This window comes from Pseudomonas sp. HP_08 (assembly GCF_055284095.1).
Map to the genome: position 1 here is coordinate 1 of NZ_JBTOQC010000002.1, position 18,417 is coordinate 18,417.

General features: G+C 60.9%; 17 protein-coding genes, 1 rRNA gene and 1 pseudogene. 8 read left to right on the forward strand and 11 right to left on the reverse strand.

Annotated elements, in window-relative coordinates; translation table 11 throughout:
* Positions 1-106: ribosomal RNA gene (gene rrf, locus ACYAS9_RS03015) — 5S ribosomal RNA — on the forward strand; the annotation flags it as partial.
* 138 nt (positions 107-244) lie between these two features.
* Here the strand turns inward: rrf and queD are convergent.
* Positions 245-601 carry a 6-carboxytetrahydropterin synthase QueD gene (gene queD, locus ACYAS9_RS03020; RefSeq protein WP_122468044.1) on the reverse strand — a complete coding sequence of 119 codons (357 nt, stop codon included), beginning with the start codon at positions 599-601 and terminating at the stop codon, positions 245-247.
* A 186-nt stretch (positions 602-787) separates the two neighbouring features.
* On the opposite strand from queD, the gene ACYAS9_RS03025 reads away from it, so the two are divergent.
* The 7 genes and pseudogenes from ACYAS9_RS03025 to ACYAS9_RS03055 all read left to right on the forward strand — a co-directional run bounded on the left by ACYAS9_RS03025 (position 788) and on the right by ACYAS9_RS03055 (position 6,342).
* Positions 788-1,093 (forward strand): PepSY domain-containing protein, encoded by a 306-nt coding sequence (locus ACYAS9_RS03025; RefSeq protein WP_463566842.1) that lies wholly within the window; start codon positions 788-790, stop codon positions 1,091-1,093.
* Positions 1,093-1,401: a PepSY domain-containing protein gene (locus ACYAS9_RS03030; protein ID WP_463566843.1), complete on the forward strand. Its 309-nt coding sequence runs from the start codon at positions 1,093-1,095 to the stop codon at positions 1,399-1,401. The genes ACYAS9_RS03025 and ACYAS9_RS03030 overlap by 1 nt, the downstream gene beginning before the upstream one ends.
* Positions 1,401-2,069, forward strand: coding sequence for a response regulator transcription factor (locus ACYAS9_RS03035; protein ID WP_463566844.1), 669 nt, complete (start codon positions 1,401-1,403; stop codon positions 2,067-2,069). The genes ACYAS9_RS03030 and ACYAS9_RS03035 overlap by 1 nt, the downstream gene beginning before the upstream one ends.
* Positions 2,066-3,388, forward strand: a complete 1,323-nt coding sequence (locus ACYAS9_RS03040; RefSeq protein ID WP_463566845.1) for a sensor histidine kinase — start codon at positions 2,066-2,068, stop codon at positions 3,386-3,388. The genes ACYAS9_RS03035 and ACYAS9_RS03040 overlap by 4 nt, the downstream gene beginning before the upstream one ends.
* 67 nt (positions 3,389-3,455) lie before the next feature.
* Positions 3,456-4,277: pseudogene (locus ACYAS9_RS03045) on the forward strand (cache domain-containing protein); the annotation flags it as partial.
* A gap of 102 nt (positions 4,278-4,379) precedes the next feature.
* The gene (locus ACYAS9_RS03050) at positions 4,380-5,135 is read left to right on the forward strand and encodes a methyl-accepting chemotaxis protein (RefSeq protein WP_463567028.1); all 756 of its coding nucleotides are present in this window, start codon (positions 4,380-4,382) and stop codon (positions 5,133-5,135) included.
* 142 nt (positions 5,136-5,277) lie between these two features.
* Positions 5,278-6,342: an AI-2E family transporter gene (locus tag ACYAS9_RS03055; protein WP_463566846.1), complete on the forward strand. Its 1,065-nt coding sequence runs from the start codon at positions 5,278-5,280 to the stop codon at positions 6,340-6,342.
* A gap of 63 nt (positions 6,343-6,405) precedes the next feature.
* Here the strand turns inward: ACYAS9_RS03055 and nuoN are convergent, their stop codons facing one another.
* The 10 genes from nuoN to nuoE all read right to left on the reverse strand — a co-directional run bounded on the left by nuoN (position 6,406) and on the right by nuoE (position 18,416).
* Entirely contained in the window at positions 6,406-7,875 is a 1,470-nt protein-coding gene (gene nuoN / locus ACYAS9_RS03060) for an NADH-quinone oxidoreductase subunit NuoN (RefSeq protein ID WP_463566847.1), read from the reverse strand.
* Positions 7,876-7,882: 7 nt separating this feature from the next.
* The gene (gene nuoM, locus ACYAS9_RS03065) at positions 7,883-9,415 is read right to left on the reverse strand and encodes an NADH-quinone oxidoreductase subunit M (protein ID WP_463566848.1); all 1,533 of its coding nucleotides are present in this window, start codon (positions 9,413-9,415) and stop codon (positions 7,883-7,885) included.
* Positions 9,416-9,454: 39 nt separating this feature from the next.
* Complete coding sequence (gene nuoL, locus ACYAS9_RS03070; protein ID WP_463566849.1) at positions 9,455-11,305, reverse strand: NADH-quinone oxidoreductase subunit L; 1,851 nt, start codon at positions 11,303-11,305, stop codon at positions 9,455-9,457.
* Positions 11,302-11,610, reverse strand: a complete 309-nt coding sequence (nuoK, locus tag ACYAS9_RS03075; protein WP_003317980.1) for an NADH-quinone oxidoreductase subunit NuoK — start codon at positions 11,608-11,610, stop codon at positions 11,302-11,304. Before nuoK ends, nuoL begins: the two co-directional genes overlap by 4 nt.
* Positions 11,607-12,122 (reverse strand): NADH-quinone oxidoreductase subunit J, encoded by a 516-nt coding sequence (gene nuoJ / locus ACYAS9_RS03080; protein WP_463566850.1) that lies wholly within the window; start codon positions 12,120-12,122, stop codon positions 11,607-11,609. The genes nuoK and nuoJ overlap by 4 nt, the downstream gene beginning before the upstream one ends.
* A gap of 10 nt (positions 12,123-12,132) precedes the next feature.
* Complete coding sequence (nuoI, locus tag ACYAS9_RS03085) at positions 12,133-12,681, reverse strand: NADH-quinone oxidoreductase subunit NuoI (protein ID WP_459744938.1); 549 nt, start codon at positions 12,679-12,681, stop codon at positions 12,133-12,135.
* Between the two features lie 11 nt (positions 12,682-12,692).
* Positions 12,693-13,700, reverse strand: a complete 1,008-nt coding sequence (gene nuoH, locus ACYAS9_RS03090) for an NADH-quinone oxidoreductase subunit NuoH (RefSeq protein WP_459744937.1) — start codon at positions 13,698-13,700, stop codon at positions 12,693-12,695.
* Positions 13,697-16,423, reverse strand: coding sequence for an NADH-quinone oxidoreductase subunit NuoG (nuoG, locus tag ACYAS9_RS03095; RefSeq protein WP_463566851.1), 2,727 nt, complete (start codon positions 16,421-16,423; stop codon positions 13,697-13,699). The genes nuoH and nuoG overlap by 4 nt, the downstream gene beginning before the upstream one ends.
* A gap of 140 nt (positions 16,424-16,563) precedes the next feature.
* Positions 16,564-17,922, reverse strand: a complete 1,359-nt coding sequence (gene nuoF, locus ACYAS9_RS03100; RefSeq protein WP_463566852.1) for an NADH-quinone oxidoreductase subunit NuoF — start codon at positions 17,920-17,922, stop codon at positions 16,564-16,566.
* Positions 17,919-18,416, reverse strand: a complete 498-nt coding sequence (nuoE, locus tag ACYAS9_RS03105) for an NADH-quinone oxidoreductase subunit NuoE (protein ID WP_463566853.1) — start codon at positions 18,414-18,416, stop codon at positions 17,919-17,921. Before nuoE ends, nuoF begins: the two co-directional genes overlap by 4 nt.
* Position 18,417 lies beyond the last annotated feature (1 nt).

The window sequence follows — 18,417 nt, forward strand, 5'->3', positions numbered from 1 at the left end:
ATAGAGCATTGGAACCACCTGATCCCATCCCGAACTCAGCAGTGAAACGATGCATCGCCGATGGTAGTGTGGAGCTTCTCCATGTGAGAGTAGGTCATCGTCAAGATTCAATCCCAGAACCCCTGATCGCACTGCGATCGGGGGTTTTGCTTTGCGCGGAAGAAAAGCCGGCAGGCATATAAAAACGTTTTTCAGGACAAAAAAAGACCGCCTCATAAGGCGGTCTTGTACACGATCCTGCTCTTCAATCGCCGCGATATTCGCAGCCACTCGTGCAGGTTTCATGAATCCTGATTGCACTCAGTTCTGGCAGAAGTGGCTTCAGCTCAATCCAGATCCATTTCGCCAGGTTTTCACTGGTAGGGTTTTCAAGGCCTGGAATGTCATTGAGATAGTTGTGATCCAGACGCTCATAAAGAGGCTTGAAGATCGCTTTTATCTCTGAGAAATCCCGTATCCAGCCAGTGTGAGGATCTACCGGGCCTGACAAATGAATGCCGACACGAAACGAATGACCATGCAGGCGGCCGCATTTATGACCTTCAGGTACATGGGGAAGGCGATGAGCGGACTCAAAGGTAAACTCTTTGAATATTTCCAAAATCTTGACTCTATAAACGAGATGCAGGCGCAGATTGTAACAGCAAAGGCATGAAACGCGTCGATAACAGCCAAAGTTATGACCCAGTGCAAAGCTGATGGCAGGTGGCCAGATGTATTCAGTTTGAGTTAAGTTGGCAGCGGTATCGTGGTGCTCATGAATAGTCATTTCAATCATGGAGCCCCTATGAACGCTTTTGTAACCCTTCTGGCCTCGTCCACCCTTGTGATTGGCACATTTGCCTTGGCACACGAAGTCGGACCGGATGAAGCGCTGAGGCTTAGAGACACCGGTGTCATTCAGTCCTTCGAAAAGCTGAATGCCGTGGCACTGGCGGCCCATCCTGGAGCAACCATCACCGATACCGAGCTTGAAAACGAATACGGCAAATATGTCTACCAGATCGACCTGCGGGACAGCAAAGGGGTCGACTGGGATCTGCAGCTCGACGCTGTAACAGGCAAGATCCATAAGAACCATCAGGACGACTAATGAGTGTCAACAAGCGTCGTATGGCCCTGCTCGGGCTGATTGCACTGTGCACCTGCACCCAGGCCAGGGATCTGGATCAGGATGAGGCCCTGCAATTGCGCCAGCGCGGTATTATCCTGCCGCTTGAGCAGTTCATCGAGCAGGCATTGGCGCGTCACCCAGGCTCCAGGCTGCTGGAAGCCGAGCTTGAAGAAAAACACGGTGTGTACGTCTACGAATTCGAGTTGCTGACCACCGAAGGCGTTGTCCGCGAGCTCAAGTTCGATGCCCGCGACAGCCGACTGCTCAAAGATGAGGAAGATGACTGATGCGCCTGCTTCTGGTTGAAGATCATGTTCCGCTCGCCGATGAGCTGTTGTCGACGCTGAGTCGGCAGGGTTATGCCGTCGATTGGCTTGCCGATGGCCGTGACGCTCAGTATCAAGGCCTCAGCGAGCCGTATGATCTGATCGTGCTCGACCTGGGACTTCCCGGTGTACCGGGACTCGAGGTCCTGGCGCACTGGCGCAGCAATGGCCTGGCCACTCCGGTGCTGGTACTGACGGCGCGCGGTTCCTGGTCGGAACGTATCGAAGGGCTTAAAGCCGGTGCCGATGACTACCTGACCAAGCCTTTTCACCCCGAAGAACTGCAACTGCGCATCCAGGGCCTGTTACGTCGTGCGCGTGGCCTGGCCAACCAGCCGAAACTGGAGTCTGCCGGGTTGCATCTGGATGAGGGCAGCCAGTCGGTGTCCCGCGACGGTGTCGACGTTCAACTGACGTCCGCCGAGTTTCGCCTGTTGCGTTACTTCATGCTGCATCCAGGGCAGATTCTTTCGAAAAGCCATTTGTCCGAGCACCTTTACGACGGCGAAAACGAGCGCGACTCCAACGTGATCGAAGTTCACGTCAATCACCTGCGCCGCAAGCTGGGCCGTGCAGTCATTGAAACCCGTCGGGGCCAAGGCTATCTGCTCGGTGGGGCAGGCGATTGAAGTCGATTCAGCGACGCCTGAGCCTGGGGCTGATCGCGATCATGCTGGTCATCGGCCTGATCATGGCGCAGACCAGCCTGTGGCTGTTCGAGATGGGCTTGCAGCGTTATCTGGAGTCCGGCCTGCGTAATGAAAGTGAAAACCTGCTGGTCGCCCTGGTGCGAGGTCCGGCGGGTTTGCAACTCGATGAGCAGCGTTTGTCGGGCGCTTACCATCGGCCTTTCTCGGGTCATTACTTTCGTGTCGATTTTGCCGATGGCCACTGGCGCTCCCGCTCGCTGTGGGACTTTGAGCTGCCGCAGCCGCAAAGCAATGGCCTGCATGCCAACCTTGAGCTGGGTAACACCGGCCAGTCGCTGTTGCTATTGACCGCGGACTACCGCAAGTTCGGCCAGAAGATCTCCATCACCGTCGCTCAGGACTACACGCCGGTACGCAAGAGCTTTCAGCGCATGCAGCAGGTTGGCATGGGGCTGGGCCTGGCGGCCTTGATCCTGGTGCTGATCCTGCAACGTGTGACCGTGCGCCGCGCATTGCGCCCGCTCAATACCGTGCGTGAACAGATCTCCCAGTTGCAGCAAGGACAGCGCTCACAACTGGACAATCAGGTGCCGCGTGAGCTTGAGCCTCTGGTCGATCAGATCAACCATTTGCTGGCCCATACCGAAGACAGCCTCAAACGTTCGCGTAATGCACTGGGCAATCTTGGACACGCCTTGAAGACACCTCTGGCAGTCATGCTCAGCCTGGCCTCCAATCAGCAACTCGATGCCCATCCCGCCTTGCGCAAGACCCTGCAGGAGCAGCTTGAGCAGATCCAGCAGCGTCTGGAGCGTGAGCTCAACCGCGCGCGGTTGTCCGGAGATGCCTTGCCAGGTGCCCGTTTCGACTGCGACGTAGAGCTGCCGGGGCTGTTTTCCACTCTGCAGATGATCCATGGCGAACACTTGCAATTGATCAACGATATTCCGCCCGGCCTGTTCCTGCCGTGGGACCGCGAAGATCTGCTAGAACTGTTGGGTAACCTGCTGGACAACGCCTGTAAATGGGCCGACAGTGAAGTGCGTTTGAGCCTGGGCCAGAGCCTTCAGGGAATCTGTTTGCAGGTTGACGACGATGGGCCGGGGATTCCCGAGTCGCGCCGCGAAGCAGTCTTCAGCCGGGGCACACGTCTGGATGAACAGACCACCGGGCACGGCCTTGGGCTGGGGATCGTGCGCGACATCGTCGAGGCCTGGGGAGGCACACTGCAACTGCTGGCAAGCCCGGCAGGCGGCTTGCAGGTTCGTATCGATTTGCCGGAGCGCACCTCAATCTAAGGGCACAGGAGCCGATAACCGTTCAAGAGCCGGGTTTTACAACAACAATAACCACAAGGCATTTCCTATGCGTCCAAATCTCAAAGCCAAAGTGCTGTTACTGGCCGTCGTGCCTGTGCTTCTGTTTGCGCTGATCATCAGTGCCGCCACCGTTTATATTCTCCAGCAGCAGGCTGAGCTGGAAGTCAGCGAAACACGCGAGCGTTTGCTTGACGAAGCCAAGACCAATCTCAAGGACCATGTATCGATTGCCCTCAGCGCCATCAAGCCCATGTACGACGCTGCGGCGCCTGGCGATGAAAGCGCAAAAGCCAATGCCATAAAACTGTTCTCGGCCGTCAGCTATGGCAAGGACGGCTATCTGTTCGGTTATGACTCCGAGATCATCCGTATTTTCAGAAGCAACAGTTCCGATGGTCTGGGCAAAAGCTTCAAGGATGTCCGCGACCCCAATGGTATCTATCTGAACCGTGAATTGGTCGCTGTGGCCAAGAACGGCACGCATTACGTGCGCTACGCCTCCGCCTTGCCGGGCAAGACCGAGCCGGTTCCCAAGGTGGGCTATACCGAATACTTGCCGAAATGGGACCTGGTGGTCGGCAGCGCGGTCAATCTCGATGGTATCGAGGCGCAGGTCGAGCAGGTCCGGCAAAGCGTCGAGGCGCGCTTGCAGGAAATGCTCTACAGCATTGTCGGCATCACCGTGTTGCTGCTACTGGTGATCAGCGTGGTCGGTGTGCTGGTGACTGGCACTCTATTGCGTCCGTTGCGCCTGATGAAAGCCAACCTTGATGATATCGCCGCCGGTGACGGGGACCTGACCAAGCGTTTGCAAATCACCAGTCAGGATGAGCTGGGCGAACTGGCCGGCTCCTTCAACCGCTTTGTCGACAAGATTCATGGCCTGGTGCGGCAGATGACCGAAGTGACGACCCAATTGACCGGGCTGGTCGCCGAAGTTTCCTCGCAGGCCCAGCGCTCCGAACAAGCCATGGATCGCCAGCGTTACGAAACCGATCAGGTGGCCACGGCAATCAACCAGATGTCTGCGGCCGCCCAGGAAGTCGCCAAAAGCGCCCAGAATGCCTCGACGGCCGCCCAGCAGACCGACGAGCAGGGCCGCGCCGCCAAGCGCGTGGTCGATGGCAGCATTGCGCAGATTCACTCGCTGGTGGACGACATCCGCAAGAGCGGCGTCTCGCTCGACAGCCTGCAGCAGGATGTCTCCTCGATCGTCAGCGTGCTGGGCGTGATCCGTTCCATTGCCGAGCAAACCAACCTGCTGGCCCTCAATGCCGCCATTGAAGCGGCCAGGGCAGGGGAGGCCGGGCGCGGATTTGCGGTGGTGGCCGACGAAGTCCGGGCGCTTGCCAGCCGCACCCAGCAAAGCACGCAAGAGATCCAGTCGATGATTACCCGTCTGCAGCAGGGTACATCCGATGCGGTCGGTGCCATGCGCCGCTCCAGTGAGGCCGGTGATGGCACCTCGGTACAGGCCAACGAAGCCGGACGTTCACTGGTGACCATTGGCGAACTGATCGCCACCATCAATGCCATGAACGCACAGATCGCCAGCGCTGCCGAAGAACAGACCGCTGTAGCCGAAGAGATCAATCGCAGCGTCCATCAAATCGCCGTGGCAGTGGACAGCGTGGCCGACGAAACCCGTCAGGGTGCCCAGACTTCACGCAGTCTTGCCGAGCTGGGCCAGCGCCTGGGTGCACTGGCCACCCAATTCAGGGTCTGAAGAAAACCTCCGCGGGAGCCTCGGCTCCCGCCGTTCCTGTCGATATCCAGCAATTTGCCAGTACGTACGGCACTCGTGCGCGTCGGGGCGGACTAAGCCTCTAGAGCGGGCATAGAGCCCGCCCTGACGACATGGATAAGACATGAACGAAACCAACCTGCAAAACAAGACCCTGCTGCTGTTAGTGGCACTGGTCACCATTGCCTTCATCTGGATCTTGCTGCCGTTCTACGGCGCCGTATTCTGGGCGGTGATCCTCGGCATCCTTTTTTCGCCCTTGCAACGCCGTCTGCAACTGCGTTTTGGCCGCTCACGCAACCAGACCAGCCTCATCACCCTGACGATATGCCTGATCATTGCCATTTTGCCGGTGATCGTGATCAGCGCCATGCTGGTTCAGGAAGGCACGCTGCTCTACAAGAATGTCGAAAGCGGCCAGCTGGACATTGCCAGCTACCTCAACGAATTCAAGACCTTGTTGCCGGCATCGGGGCAAAACCTGCTCGACCGCATGGGCATGGGTGATTTCAATGGCCTGCGTGACAAGATCGCCAAAGGCGCCATGCAAGGCAGCCAGTACCTGGCGACCCAGGCGTTCAGCTTTGGTCAGGGCACGTTCGACTTCGTGGTGAGCTTTTTCATCATGCTCTACCTGTTGTTCTTCTTTCTGCGCGATGGCCAGGAACTGGTGCGCAAGATCCGTAACGCCGTGCCACTGGCCGATCCACACAAACGTCGCCTGCAACTGAAGTTCAACCGCGTCGTGCGTGCCACGGTCAAAGGCAACGTGGTGGTCGCCGTAACCCAAGGCGCGCTGGGTGGCTTTATTTTCTGGGTTCTGGACATCCCAAGCGCCTTGCTCTGGGCGGTGATCATGGCCTTCCTGTCGCTGTTGCCAGCGGTGGGTGCCGGGATTGTCTGGGCGCCGGTGGCGGTGTACTTCCTGCTCAGCGGCATGATCTGGCAAGGCGTGGTGCTGGCCTTGTTTGGCGTGCTGGTCATTGGTCTGGTGGATAACGTGCTGCGTCCGGTACTGGTCGGCAAGGACACCCGCATGCCGGACTACCTGATCCTGATCAGCACGCTGGGCGGCATGTCGGTCTTTGGCCTCAATGGCTTTGTCATCGGGCCCTTGATTGCTGCGCTGTTCATCTCTTGCTGGGCACTGTTTTCCGAAACCAAGAAGCGTGTACAACTGCCTGGCTAAGCGGGCAGTACAGGCGAAAAAAAACCCTGCTTCCAGAGCAGGGTTTTTTTATACCGCAAGCAATCAGCCCGGCAGATGCAGCCCGGAGTTGATCACCAGATCCAGCAACGGCTGCGGGTAGACACCCAGCGCGAAGGTCAGGATCGCCACGGCCAGCAGCATCACGCCACCGGTGCGCTGTGCCCAGTTGAAGGCAGCATCGTGACGCGGCATCTTGTTGTCCACCAGGTACATGGTGACCATCACGCGCAGGTAGTAGAACACGCCGATGGCGCTGCCCAGTACCAGTGCGCCGACCAGCCACCACAGTTGCGACTCGACACCGCTGGCAATGATGTAGAACTTGCCGATGAAGCCTGCGGTCAGCGGAATGCCGGCCAGCGAGAGCATCATCAGGGTCATGACCGCAGTCAGGTACGGACGACGCCAGAACAGGCCGCGGTACTCGAACATCGCATCGGCGTCGCGACCGCTGTACGGCGACGACATCATGGTGATCACGCCGAAGCTGCCCAGCGAGGTCAGCACATAAGTGGTCAGGTACACGCCAATGGCTTCAACGGCCATGCCCTTGCTCGCCACCAGGGCGATCATCAGGTAACCGAAGTGGGCAATCGACGAATAACCCAGCAGACGCTTGAGGTTGTTCTGCACCAGTGCCAGCAGGTTACCGACCACAATCGATGCGACTGCAATCACCGCCAGCACATCCTGCAGCACGCCGCCGCTGGCCGCCGGAGAGATCTGGAACAGACGCACCAGCACCGCAAACACTGCGACCTTGCTGGCGGTGGCCAGGAAGGCGGCGACCGGCGCCGGGGCGCCTTCGTAAACGTCCGGGGTCCACAGGTGGAAAGGCACCAGCGACAGCTTGAACGCCAGCCCCACCACCATCATGCCCAGGCCGATACTGGCAATCGGGCTTGGCAGGCCAGTGGCTGCCAGCGCCTTGCCGATACCGTCGAAGCTCAGGCTGCCGGCTTCGGCATACAGCAACGCCATACCGAACAGCAGGAACGCGGAACCGGCGGCCGACAGCACCATGTACTTGATGCCGCCTTCCAGCGAACGCTTGTTGAAGAAAGCGTAGGCCACCAGGCCATAGACCGGCACCGACAGCAGCTCCAGACCAATGAACAGGCCCGCCAGGTGTTGCGCGCTGACCAGCACCAGACCACCGGCGGCAGCCAGCAGAATCAGCAGGTACAGTTCTTCGCGATTGCCCGGGTAGCCGACCTTGTCATCGCCCAGATAAGCATGGGCCATGGTTACGCAGGCCAGGGTCGATGCCAGGATCAACGCCATGTAGAAGCACGCGAACGCATCGATGTGCAGAAGCGGTGTCACCACCAGCGGCGCGACTTTGAGTGCCGGGTAAACCGACAGCAGCGCCAGGTTCAGGCCGGCCACGCTGAGCAGGAAGGTTTGCGAGTGATTGCGCCGCCATGCGATTGCCAGCATCACCACCACAACGGTGAGGCTGGTGATCAGCAGGGGGCCAAGCGCAATAAAGTGTTGAATCGTCAGGTCCATAGCGCTCTTACCGGGCCGAAGCGAGTTGAGTGAAGGCAGTGCCTAGCCATTGCTGCACGCCGTGCATGGTCGCCGCCGATGTGTCCAGGAACGGCTGCGGGTAAACCCCGAGCACGATCAACAGAACGGCAAGCCCCAGCACCATGAGCATTTCGCGCGCATCCATGCCTTTGTAGACCTGGTCGGAACTGGAAGGACCGAAGTACGCGCGGTGGATCATGATCAACGAATAGACCGAACCGAACACCAGGCCGGAGGTGGCAATCGCCGTGACCCATGGCGAGTGCACGAAGCTGCCCAGCAGGATCAGGAACTCACCGACGAAGTTACCGGTGCCCGGCAAGCCCAGCGACGCGGCGGCAAAGAACAGGCTGATCGCCGGCAGATAAGGAATGCGCGACCACAGGCCGCCCATCTGGCGCATGTCACGGGTGTGCAGGCGCTCGTACAACTGACCGCTGAGAATAAACAGCGCCGCCGCCGAAACACCGTGGGCGATCATCTGGATGACCACGCCTTGCAGGGCTTGCTGGCTGCCGGAGTAGATCCCGATCAGCACGAAACCCATGTGCGAGACGCTGGAGAACGCGATCAGACGCTTGATATCGCTCTGTGCGAAGGCCAGGAAGGCACCGTAGAAGATACCGATCAGGCCCAGCGTCATGGCGATCGGCGCAAACTCGGCCGAGGCGTTAGGGAACAGCGGCAAGGCAAAGCGCAGCAGGCCATAGGCCGCTGTTTTCAGCAGGATACCGGCCAGGTCCACAGAACCTGCGGTTGGCGCCTGGGCGTGAGCGTCCGGCAGCCAGGAGTGCAGCGGCACCACCGGCAGCTTCACCGCGAAGGCGATGAAGAAGCCCAGCATCAGGATGTACTCGGTGCCGGGTGCCAGTTGCGTCTTCAGCAGTTCGGCATAGGCGAAGGTCAGGATGCCGGTCTGGTTGTAATGCACCAGCACCAGACCCAGGATCGCCACCAGCATGATCAGGCCGCTGGCCTGAGTGAAGATGAAGAACTTGGTCGCCGCGTAGATCCGGGTCTTCTTGCCATCCGAGGAGCTGTGACCCCAGAGCGCGATGAGGAAATACATCGGCACCAGCATCATTTCCCAGAAGAAGAAGAACAGGAACAGGTCGATGGCCAGGAACACGCCAACCACACCGCCCAGGATCCACATCAGGTTCAGGTGGAAGAAGCCGACCTTGCGCTGGATTTCCTTCCACGAGCACAGCACCGACAGAACGCCGAGCAGACCGGTGAGCAGGATCATCAGCAGCGACAGGCCGTCCAGGGCCAGGTGCAGGCTGATACCGAAGCGGGTGATCCAGTCGGCCTGGAATTCCAGGGTCCACTGGGGGCCGGCGGCAGGAGCCGGCGCCAGGCTGTAGTTGCCGGTCGCCCACAGCCACAGGCCGAGGCCGAGCAGCAGGGACATGGTCGCCAGCGCGATCCAGCGTGGCAGTGTGGCGCTGACGCGCTCAAACAACCAGCAGAGCAGGCCGCCGATAAAGGGGATCAGGATTAGCCAAGGCAGAATCATGACGGGCTCAATTCCTTTCGCAAATTCGCAAGGTTCATGTCAGACCGCAACCAGAACGGCGCCCAGGACCAGAACGGCTCCCACGGCGATCGAGGCTGCATACCAACGAAGCTGGCCGGTTTCGGTACGGCTCATGGACACATGACCGCCTTTGACCAGACGCGGGATCAGACCAATGACGCGGTCGAACGGGTCGCTGCGCAGCAAGTGGCTGATCGCCAGATAAGGCTTGACGAACAGTTTGTCGTAGATCCAGTCAAAGCCCCACGCGGCAAACCACCAGGCCGAGAGCAGGCGACCGATACCGCTGTTGGCGATCGCGGTGACCAGCGTGCGCTTGCCCAGGAACAGCACCGCGGCCAGCAGGATACCGGCGATGGCGATGGCGCCCGAGGCGATTTCCAGGCTGTGCTTGGCTTCGCCGCCGGCATGGCCGACGCTTTGCGGCAGTACACCGGCCAGTGGCGGAGTGATCAGGGCGCCGACGAAGGTCGACAGCACGATCAGCACCGACAGTGGCAGCCAGTGGGAAATCCCGTGGCCGGCATGTGCTTCGGTCTTGGCTTCGCCATGGAAGGCGATGAAGATCAGGCGGAAGGTGTAGATCGAGGTCATGAACGCGCCGAGCAAGCCGGCGTACAGCAAGCCGTTGTGACCGCTGGCGAACGCTTCCCAGAGAATCTCGTCCTTGGAGTAGAAGCCTGCCGTCAGCAGCGGCAGGGCAGCCAGGGCGGCACCACCGACGATGAAGCTGGCGTAGGCCAGCGGCAGTTTCTTCCACAGGCCGCCCATCTTGAAGATGTTCTGCTCGTGGTGGCAGGCAACGATCACCGCACCGGAGGCCAGGAACAGCAGGGCCTTGAAGAAAGCGTGGGTCATCAGGTGGAAGATCGCGCCTTCCCAGGCACCCACGCCCAGGGCCAGGAACATGTAGCCGATCTGGCTCATGGTCGAGTAGGCAAGAATCCGCTTGATATCGGTCTGTACCAGAGCGGCAAAGCCGGCCAGGACCAGCGTGACGCCACCGACGATGCCGACCAGATGCAGAACATCCGGTGCCAGCACGAACAGGCCGTGGGTCCGGGCGATCAGGTAAACGCCTGCCGTCACCATGGTCGCGGCGTGGATCAACGCCGAAACCGGCGTCGGGCCAGCCATCGCATCGGCCAGCCAGGTTTGCAGCGGCAGCTGCGCCGATTTGCCCACCGCGCCGCCCAGCAGCATCAGGGTCGCCAGAACGATCCAGAAGTCACCGGCCTTGAAGTGTTCCGGTGCCCGCACCAGCAATTCCTGAATGTTCAGGGTGCCCAGTTGCTGGAACAGGATGAACAGGCCGATGGCCATGAACACGTCGCCGATACGGGTCACGATAAACGCTTTGAGTGCCGCGTCGCCGTTCTTGCGGTGGCTGTAGTAGAAGCCGATCAGCAAGTAGCTGCACAGGCCCACGCCTTCCCAACCGAAGTAGATGAACAGCAGGTTGTCGCCCAGGATCAGGAACAACATGCTGGCAATGAACAGGTTGGTGTAGGAGAAGAAGCGCGAGTAGCCCTCTTCACCGCGCATGTACCAGGACGCAAACAGGTGGATCAGGAAGCCTACGCCGACCACCACGCCGAGCATGGTCACCGACAGGCCGTCCAGATACAGCGCCAGGTTCGGGCTGAAGCCATCGACGTCCATCCACTGCCACAGCACCTGGGTGTAATGACCACCTTCGGGCGGTGCGACGTTGAATTGCCAGATGATCCAGGCCGTGACGATGGCCGACAGGCCGACCGAGCCGACGCCGATCAGCGCCGAGAGATTTTCCGAGAAGCGTCCACGCGAGAACGACAGCAGCAGAAAACCGATCAGGGGAAATACGAAAGTCAGGAAAAGAAGGTTCATCCGCGCATCTCGCTGGCAGCATCGATATCGAGAGTGTGGAAGCGGCGATACAGCTGCATCAGGATCGCCAGGCCAATACTGGCCTCGGCCGCCGCAAGGCTGATGACCAGAATGAACATGACCTGTCCATCCGGCTGACCCCAACGGCTACCCGCCACCACGAATGCCAGGGCCGCCGCGTTCATCATGATTTCCAGGCTCATGAGCACGAAAAGGATGTTGCGGCGCACCATCAGGCCGACCAGGCCCAGGCAGAACAGGACGCCGGCAACCGCCAGGCCATGTTCGAGAGGAATAGCATTCATGGCTTGGCTCCTTCTTCCCTGGGTTCATTGCGACCCAGGTGGAATGCAGTCACGGCAGCGGCCAGCAGCAGCATCGACGCCAGCTCCACGACCAGCAGGTAAGGGCCGAACAGGCTGATGCCGACGGCCTTGGCGTCCACAGTGGTGTGGCCCAGGCCCGCACCGCTCGGGTTGCTGAACAGCACATACAGCAGCTCACCCAGCAGCAGCGCGCCAAGGAACACCGGGCCGCCCCAGATGCCGGGCTTGAGCCAGGCGCGTTCCTGCTGCACCGAAGCGGGCCCCAGGTTGAGCATCATGACCACGAACACGAACAGCACCATGATGGCGCCGGCGTAGGCGATGATTTCCAGAACACCGGCAAACGGTGCGCCGAGGGCGAAAAACGTCATGGCCACGGCGATCAGCGAAATGATCAGGTAGAGCAGGGCATGCACCGGATTGGTATTGGTGATGACCCGCAGGGTCGACACCACAGCAATGCCGGATGCGAAATAGAAAGCGAATTCCATCTGTACTTCCTTATGGCAGCAAGCTCTTGACGTTGATCGGTTCGGCTTCATTCTGCGCGGAGCCCTTGGGCTTGCCGGCAATGGCCATGCCTGCAACGCGATAGAAGTTATAGTCGGGGTTCTTGCCGGGGCCGGAAATCAGCAGGTCTTCCTTCTCGTACACCAGGTCCTGACGCTTGAAGTCGGCCATTTCGAAATCCGGCGTGAGCTGGATCGCGGTGGTCGGGCAGGCTTCTTCGCACAGGCCGCAGAAAATGCAGCGCGAGAAGTTGATACGGAAGAACTCCGGGTACCAGCGACCGTCTTCATCTTCGGTTTTCTGCAACGAGATGCAGCCGACCGGGCAGGCCACGGCGCACAGGTTGCAGGCCACGCAGCGCTCTTCGCCGTCGGGGTCGCGCGTCAGGACGATACGGCCGCGATAACGCGGTGGCAGGTAAACCGCCTCTTCCGGGTATTGCAGGGTGTCGCGCTTGCGAAAACCATGGCCGAAGACCATGACCAGGCTGCGCAGTTGGGTACCGGTACCCTTAACGATGTCGCCAATATATTTGAACATGGATCAGTACCTCACTGAACCGAGCCTGCCGGCGTGTTTAACAACACGACCGCGGCAGTCACCAGCAGATTGATCAGGGTCAGCGGCAGGCAGAATTTCCAGCTGAAATCCATCACCTGGTCATAACGCGGGCGCGGAATAGAGGCGCGCAGCAGGATGAACAGCATGATGAAGAACGCGGTCTTCAAGGCAAACCAGACGAAGGGGATCTGCGGCAGCAGGCCGAACGGGCCATGCCAGCCGCCGAAGAACAGGGTCACCAGCAGCGCCGAGATCAGCACGATGCCGATGTACTCGCCGACGAAGAACATGCCCCATTTCATGCCGGCATACTCGATGTGGTAACCGTCGGCCAGTTCCTGTTCGGCTTCTGGCTGGTCGAACGGGTGACGGTGAGTCACGGCGACGCCAGCGATGAAGAACGTACAGAAGCCGAAGAACTGCGGAATGATGAACCACAGGTTCTGCGCCTGGTAATCAACGATGTCGCGCATGTTGAACGAGCCGACCTGCACCACGATGCCCATCAGCGCCAGGCCCATGAACACTTCATACGAAACGGTCTGTGCCGAGGCCCGCAGGCTGCCGAGCAGGGCGTACTTATTGTTGCTCGACCAGCCGGCGAACAGCACCGCATACACCGAAAGACCGGCCATGGCGAAGAAGAACAGCAGGCCGATGTTCAGATCCGCCACACCCCAGGTCGGAGTGATCGGGATGACCACGAAGGCGATCAGCAAGGCGCTCATGGCGACCACCGGTGCCAGGGTGAAAATCACCTTGTCGGCAAACGGCGGCATCCAGTCTTCCTTGAAGAACATCTTCAACATGTCGGCAGCGATCTGGAACATGCCGAACGGGCCTACGCGGTTCGGGCCGTAACGGTCCTGCCACCAGCCCAGCAAACGGCGCTCGACGAAGCTGAGCAATGCGCCGCTGACCACCACGGCCAGCAGGATCACGATGGCCTTGAGGACCGCGATGATTGCATCGATCACATCAGGGGTGAACCAGCTCATTGCGCTGCCTCCTGCAGACCGTCCACGGGTTTGCCGCTGAACGCTGGCGGAATACCGGCCAGACCGACCGGCAAGCCGACCAGGCCCGTGCCCAGCTCTTCATTGATACGCAGCGGCAGACGCAAGGTCTTGCCGGCGACGTTCAACGACAGCAAGGCACCTTCGTTGACACCCAGGCGGTCGGCTTCGGCCTTGGCCAGGGCCACGTAGGCCTCAGGGATACGCTCTTGCACAGGTGCAGCTTTTGCGCTGTTTTCTTCGCTGCCGAACAGGTGGTAGAACGGCACGGCTTGCCAGGTGCCCTGTGCCGGCGAGAAGGCACGTGGCGCGCTGGCGAACCAGCTCAGACGATCATCGCCACTGCTTTCGATCAAGCGTGTGCCCGGGTCACCGGCACGCAGATGACCACCGACTTCGTCCTGGAACTTGTTCCAGGCCTGCGGCGAGTTCCAGCCCGGCGACCAGGCGAACGGCACTTGTTGGCGTGGTTCGGCCGAACCCGAGTAGCCTTCCATCGAGAACGAGAACGCGGTGTCCTTGTCTTGCGAAGTGCGCGGCTCGTGCACGCTGATGTTGGCGCGCATCGCGGTACGACCGCTGTAACGCAGCGGCTCGCGTGCCAGCTTCAAGCCCTTGATGCGGAACGAAGCCGACGGCGCTGCGTTGACGATGGCGGCAAGGCGCGGGGTGCTGGCGGCGCAGGCTTCGGTGACCTGGTCCAGTTGCGTCCAGTCCACCGGCTGGTTGAGCAGCGTCGAGCGTAGCGCGTGCAGCCAGCGCCAGCCTTCGTGTACCAGAATGCTGGCATCCAGATAAGTCGGGTCGAAGACCTGGAAGAAGCGCTGGGCGCGGCCTTCCAGGCTGACCAGCGTACCGTCGCCTTCAGCGAAGCTGGCTGCCGGCAGCACCAGATGGGCGCGGTCTGCGGTGGCGGTCTTCTGGTGATCGGCGACGATCACCACTTTGGCGGCGCTCAAGGCGGCGTCGACCAGTGCGGCATCCACACGGGTGTACAGATCGTTTTCCAGCACGACGATGGCGTCGGCCTTGCCGGAGATCACTTGTTGCAGAGCGGCGTCGACCGAATCACCACCGAGCAGGGCCAGGCCCATGCTGTTGGCTTCCGGCACCACCAGGCTGATCGAGCCTTGCTTGTCGCGCAGCTTCAGCGCCTTGGCGATGTTCGCGGCCGCTTCGATCAAAGCCTTGGAGCCCAGCGAACCGCCAGAGATGATCAGCGGACGCTCGGCGGCCAGCAGGGCATCGGCGATGCGCTGTACCAGATCGCGGGCTTCAGGCTCCAGACCTTCGACGGCCGGCGCGCTGGCGTCGATGGCGTGGGCCACGGCGAAGCCCAGGCGTGCCAGGTCGTCGGGAGCGGCGTGCACGCACTCGGCGGCGACATCGTCCAGGCGGGTTTCGGCCAGGCTGGCAATAAACAGCGGGTTCAGTTCGTGCTGGGCGATGTTACGCACCGCAGCATCGAGCCACGGCTGTACTTTCATCGCGGCGGCCATGTCGCGGGCCTTGCCCTTGACCGCCTGGCGCAGGGCCAGTGCCACGCGGGCGGCGGTCTGGGTCAGGTCTTCACCGAGCACGAACACGGCGTCGTGTTCTTCGATCTCGCGCAGGTTCGGGATTGGCAGCGGGCTGTCGTTCAGAATCTGCACGATCAGGCGCACGCGCTCCAGCTCACCGGCTTCCATACCGCTGTAGAAGTGTTCGGCACCGACCAGTTCGCGCAGCGCGTAGTTGCCTTCCAGGCTGGCGCGTGGCGAGCCTATACCGACGATGTTGCGGCCGCGCAGCAGGTCGGCGGCAGTGTCCAGCGCCTCGTCCAGGCTCAGCTTGACCTGCTCGTTACCACGGGTCAGCAGCGGCTGGCGCGGGCGATCCTTGCGGTTGACGTAGCCATAGCCGAAGCGGCCACGGTCGCACAGGAAGTACTGGTTGACCGAGCCGTTGAAGCGGTTTTCGATACGGCGCAGTTCGCCATAACGCTCACCGGGGCTGATGTTGCAGCCGCTGGAGCAACCGTGGCAGATGCTTGGCGAGAACTGCATGTCCCACTTGCGGTTGTAGCGCTCGGAGTGAGTCTTGTCGGTGAACACACCGGTCGGGCAGACCTCGGTGAGGTTGCCGGAGAACTCGCTTTCCAGCACGCCGTCTTCAACGCGACCGAAGTACACATTGTCGTGGGCGCCATAGACACCCAGGTCGGTGCCGCCGGCGTAGTCCTTGTAGTAGCGCACGCAGCGGTAGCAGGCGATGCAGCGGTTCATCTCGTGAGAAATGAACGGCCCCAGTTGCTGATTCTGGTGGGTGCGCTTGGTGAAGCGATAACGGCGCTCGTTGTGGCCGGTCATCACCGTCATGTCTTGCAGGTGGCAGTGACCGCCTTCTTCGCAGACCGGGCAGTCGTGCGGGTGGTTGGTCATCAGCCATTCGACGACACTGGCGCGGAACGCCTTGGATTCATCATCGTCGATGGAGATCCAGGTGTTGTCGGTGGCGGGCGTCATGCAGGACATGACGATACGACCGCGGGTGTCGTTCTCGTCGTTGTACTGCTTGACCGCACACTGGCGACAGGCACCGACGCTACCAAGCGCGGGGTGCCAGCAGAAATACGGAATGTCGAGGCCCAGTGACAGACAAGCCTGTAGCAGGTTGTCCGCACCGTCGACTTCGAGCGCTTTGCCGTCTACGTGGATAGTGGCCATGGTTCAAAGTTCTTCGTTGGCCCGTTGTCAGCGGGCGTGGCTAATGGAATCTCGGTGGTACCCGCCTCGGTCAGCCCTGAGTCACAAGGGCGTCGGCCGGTACGAAACCGGCGGCCTGGGGCCGCCGGCCTTGTGTCTTGTTATGCCCCGACCACGGTCGGGATCTTGCCGGGCACTGGAAGGCCTGCGGTTGCGGGTGCAACGCCTGCTTCGAATTCCGACCTGAAGTATTTGATCGCGCTGCCCAATGGCTCCACGGCACCCGGTGCGTGAGCACAGAAGGTACGGCCAGGGCCGAGGAAGTTGACCAGGCCCAACAGGGTCTCGATGTCTTCGGCACGGCCCTGACCTTTTTCCAGGGCGCGCAGCATCTTCACGCTCCAGGGCAGGCCGTCGCGGCACGGGGTGCAGAAGCCACAGGATTCCTGGGCGAAGAACTCTTCCATGTTGCGCAGCAACGAGACCATGTTGACCTTGTCGTCGACTGCCATGGCCAGGCCCGTACCCATACGGGTGCCGACCTTGGCAATGCCGCCTGCGTACATTTGCGCGTCCAGGTGCTCGGGCAGCAAAAAGCCGGTACCGGCGCCGCCTGGCTGCCAGCACTTGAGCTTGAAGCCATCGCGCATGCCGCCGGCGTAGTCTTCGAACAGCTCGCGGGCCGGCACGCCGAATGGCAGCTCCCACAGTCCGGGATTCTTGACCTTGCCGGAGAAGCCCATCAGCTTGGTGCCATGGTCTTCGCTGCCTTCACGGGCCAGCGACTTGTACCAGTCGTTGCCGTTATTGACGATGGCCGGCACGTTGCACAGGGTCTCGACGTTGTTCACGCACGTCGGCTTGCCCCACACGCCGACGGCGGCAGGGAAGGGCGGCTTGGAGCGCGGGTTGGCGCGGCGGCCTTCGAGGGAGTTGATCAGCGCGGTTTCTTCACCGCAGATGTAACGCCCGGCGCCGGTGTGCACGAACAGCTCGAAATCAAAACCGCTGCCCAGGATGTTCTTGCCCAGCAGGCCGGCGGCCTTGGCTTCTTCCACCGCACGGTTCAGGTGCTTGGCGGCGGTAACGTATTCGCCCCGCAGGAAGATGTAACCGCGGTAGGCCTTCAGCGCACGGGCGCTGATCAGCATGCCTTCGATCAGCAGATGGGGCAGTTGCTCCATCAGCATGCGGTCTTTCCAGGTGTTGGGCTCCATTTCATCGGCGTTACACAGCAGGTAACGGATGTTCATGGATTCGTCTTTGGGCATCAGGCCCCATTTCACGCCGGTCGGAAAGCCCGCACCGCCGCGACCCTTGAGGCCGGAGTCCTTGACCGACTGCACGATCTCGTCGGGCGACTGCTGGGTCAGCGCCTTGCGCGCCGCCGCGTAGCCGTCCTTGGTCTGGTACTCGTCGAGCCATACCGGCTCGCCGTCGTCACGCAGGCGCCAGGTCAGCGGGTGGGTTTCGGCCGTGCGCGCAATGCGGTTGGCCGGGCCGAAGGAAGTCAGGGTCATGGGTAAGCCTCCAGCATCTGGGCGACGCCGCCGGGCTGCAGATTGCCGAAGGTGTCGTCATCGACCATCACCGCCGGCGCCTTGTCGCAGTTGCCCAGGCAGCACACCGGCAGCAGCGTGAAGCGGCCGTCGGCAGTGGTCTGGCCCGGGCTGATGCCCAGCGAGCTCTTGATTTCTTCGACGATCGACTCGTGACCGGCGATGAAGCACACCATGCTGTTGCACACGCGGATGATGTGGCGGCCAACCGGCTGGCGGAAGATCTGGCTGTAGAACGTCGCCACGCCTTCTACATCGCTGGCCGGGATGCCAATGATCTCGCTGATCGCGTAGATCGCGCCGTCCGGCACCCAGCCGCGTTGCTTCTGGACGATCTTCAGGGCTTCGATGGACGCCGCGCGCGGGTCCTCGTAGTGATGCATCTCGTGCTCGATGGCCGAGCGCTCGGTTTCGCTGAGAACGAAACGGTCTGTCTGAATCAGTGGGCTGTTCATG